The organism is bacterium, assembly GCA_040757115.1.
GTDB lineage: Bacteria > UBA9089 > CG2-30-40-21 > CG2-30-40-21 > SBAY01 > JBFLXS01.
On the sequence record JBFLYA010000356.1, the window covers coordinates 1 to 2912 of the forward strand.

General features: G+C 38.3%; 4 protein-coding genes. All 4 read left to right on the forward strand.

Translation table 11 applies throughout. The features are described 5' to 3' along the window. The first annotated feature begins 760 nt into the window (after positions 1-760). The 4 genes from AB1422_18545 to AB1422_18560 all read left to right on the forward strand — a co-directional run bounded on the left by AB1422_18545 (position 761) and on the right by AB1422_18560 (position 2676). Positions 761-1528: a hypothetical protein gene (locus tag AB1422_18545; GenBank protein MEW6621300.1), complete on the forward strand. Its 768-nt coding sequence runs from the start codon at positions 761-763 to the stop codon at positions 1526-1528. Between the two features lie 241 nt (positions 1529-1769). After that, positions 1770-2039, forward strand: a complete 270-nt coding sequence (locus tag AB1422_18550; protein MEW6621301.1) for a hypothetical protein — start codon at positions 1770-1772, stop codon at positions 2037-2039. Then, entirely contained in the window at positions 2006-2461 is a 456-nt protein-coding gene (locus AB1422_18555) for a type II toxin-antitoxin system VapC family toxin (GenBank protein ID MEW6621302.1), read from the forward strand. The genes AB1422_18550 and AB1422_18555 overlap by 34 nt, the downstream gene beginning before the upstream one ends. Positions 2462-2490: 29 nt before the next feature. Continuing rightward, entirely contained in the window at positions 2491-2676 is a 186-nt protein-coding gene (locus AB1422_18560; protein ID MEW6621303.1) for a hypothetical protein, read from the forward strand. Positions 2677-2912 lie beyond the last annotated feature (236 nt).

A 2912-nucleotide genomic window follows, 5' to 3' on the forward strand; every position in this document is an offset into this window, starting at 1 on the left:
ATTATCTCAGTAAGTAGATTTTCTTGATATTCTTCTCTGATATCTCCATATCCCCTTTATCCCCTTATCCCCCTTCTTATACTAACTACGATCAAAATATTCCTATTTCACAGGTCGAAAAATTTTATTCTTCAGACCTGCGTTTCAAATTAAAAAGTTGACAAAATAGAATTAAATATGATAGAATTTAATTATACCCAAATAAATTGAGTTTGCAAATATTTTGCTCTAAAAAGGGAGCAAGGATTCGAGGGGGCAAGGATTCAAGGAAGGTGAAAAATAAGGTGTTCACTCGCCCCCTGGCTCCCTTGCCCCCTTGAATCCTTTCAAGAAAGTTTTTGCAAACCTGTTTTCTTTGAGTATATCTTTTCAAGTAGATTGATTCAACCTGACTAAAAAATAAATAATGCTTCTGAAGTTTAATTTCTAACCCCATATAACCCGTAAAAATATATGTAGGTCGAGATTCATATCTAAGACAAAAGAGATGTCGATTTTGGAAAATCGACCTACAAGAAGTTTTTACGGTTAAAATATAAAGTACCTTGTATGAGCCCAATCTTGCAAAGAAAGGTGGTGAAAAAACATCCTCCAAAATTTATTGCCGGGCAATCGTATAAGGGAAAGAAAAAGTGTAAGCAAAGGAGATAAGGAGATAGAGGAGAGAAGGAGATATTTTTTAAAATCAATCTCCATATCTCCAATATCACCACATCTCCATTTTTACACAGACAAAAACTAAAAAGGAGGAAGTAAAAAAATGAAAAAGACAATAATTTCAGTGATGTTATTAATTGGGCTAATTATCAGCCCTACATCTGCCTTTACAGCACAAATTTACAGTGCAGATGCTATTCTTACTCCAGCTGCTGGTAACCTTATGGGTGGTTTAGGCTGTTTTGTAGGTGGTGAGTTTCCAGGTCAATATGATTGGACAATAGGTAATTGTGTCCCTGGTGGTACTCCAACAGATGATATGGTGTTTTCAACCAATGATGGTGGTTGGCAGGAGAGGATGCGCATTACCAAAGATGGAAATGTCGGCATCGGGACGAGAGAGCCAGAAACAAAGTTAGATGTGAAGGGTGAAGCAGTATTTGGCAACAATCCGTATACCCGACTTCGCATTCGCGAGGGGCACGTTCCTCAGAATGATAATCTTGCTCTGGATTTTGTAAAGGTCACAAATTTTAATGAAGTGGCAGGAAGAATTGAATTCGACGGGTACCAATATCAACCCTTCCACCAATCCCAGATTAGATTCTTCACGAGGAAGTCAGGAGAGTCATTGCAAGAGCGAATGGTAATCAACGAATCTGGCAATGTCGGCATCGGGACGACGGGGCCGAATTACAAATTAGATGTAGAAGGTGATGTGCAAGCACATGCATACCACACCGGCGACATTTTCTTCCAAAAAGATGGCGAAGAGCTCTGGCGGATGTTTGAAGATAAAGAGGGGTTATATCTTGAAAGCCTAAAGACTGGTAAGGTTTACAGATTTTTATTGCAGGAAGTGAAGAAGTAGTTGTAGGTGATAAACCAGGTAAAATGGTTTGAACATTGACCGGTAGGAGGTGTTCTTCTGAGCATCTCCTACCGGGAGTTCTATCTCACGAACTTTCGCTAAATTTTTCAGACAGGATAACAGGATAAGCAGGATAAAAAAATATCCTGTTCATCCTATCAAAAGATTTTATTAAAAAAACTGGCGTAGATTTATGCAGGAGGATGAAAAGGAGAAGTAAAACTCAAGGAGGTGATGAAAATTGTTAACCGTGCGACCAACTGAGGAGGAAGTAATTACTTTACCAAGAAATATCTGTAACATGCTGGGATTCTATGAAAAAGGAGATGTGGAAGTGGAGGTAAAGGAGAAAATGCTTTGGATTTATAAGGTGAGTCGAGATGACAAAGATGTTAAAGATTTAGAAAGATTCAAAAGGGCAAAAGGTAGTTGGAAAGGAGTTGATGTTAATCTTATCTATAAGGAGTTATCTGAGTCATGGAAAAAGTGGCAACCCAAAGAATTTGTATAGATACAGATGTAATAATTGATTATTTAAGAGAAACTCCAGTCTATGGAGATGTATTATCATGGGTGCTTGAGGAATATGAATGTTTTGTTTCTCCAGTTACTACTTACGAACTCTATTATGGGGGCTTCTACTCCGGAGAGATGGAAGGAGTTAGAGATGTGCTTTCTTCCTTAACATCTCTTCACTGGGATGATAAATCTTCCGAAGAAGCGGCAAGGATTCATGTGCATTTAATTAAACAGGGGCTGGATATTGGAGTAAAGGATATCCTGACTGCAGGTAACTGCTTATCTTCAAATCTCTCACTTCTTACCAGGAATGTTAACCATTTCTTACGAGTACCCGGGCTAAATGTTATTAGTGTTGAGGATATTGTCAAGAACAGGGAGGAAGTTAATAGTGAGTTGGAATCTGAAGATTAAAATACGGCAATGTCGGCATTGGCACAACGGTGCCATCATACGAATTGGATGTTGAAGGTGATGTCCGGGCTCATGCATACCAGACCGCTGATATTTTCTTCCAAAAAGATGGCGAAAAGCTCTGGCGAATGTTTGAAGATGAAGAGGGGTTATATCTTGAAAACCTAAAGACTGGTAAGGTTGACAGATTTTTATTGCAAGAGGTGAAGAAGTAGTTGTAGGTGATAAACCAGGTAAAATGGTTTGAACATTGACCGGTAGGGGGGTGTTCTTTGAGCATCTCCTACCGGTAGTTCTATCTCACGAACTTTTGCTAAATTTTTTGTAAGCGTTCAGGCTATATATCAAAAGTGTAAGAAAGGGGATAAGGAGATAAGAGTGATATGGAGATAAGATAATAGAAATAGATTGAAATTTATAGAAATAGGTAGAAATTGATTGTGGAAAACAA

Coding starts and splice junctions, on each gene's coding strand:
- AB1422_18545 (MEW6621300.1), top strand. CDS start 761: ATGAAAAAGACAATAATTTCAGTGATGTTATTAATTGGGCTAATTATC.
- AB1422_18555 (MEW6621302.1), top strand. CDS start 2,006: ATGGAAAAAGTGGCAACCCAAAGAATTTGTATAGATACAGATGTAATA.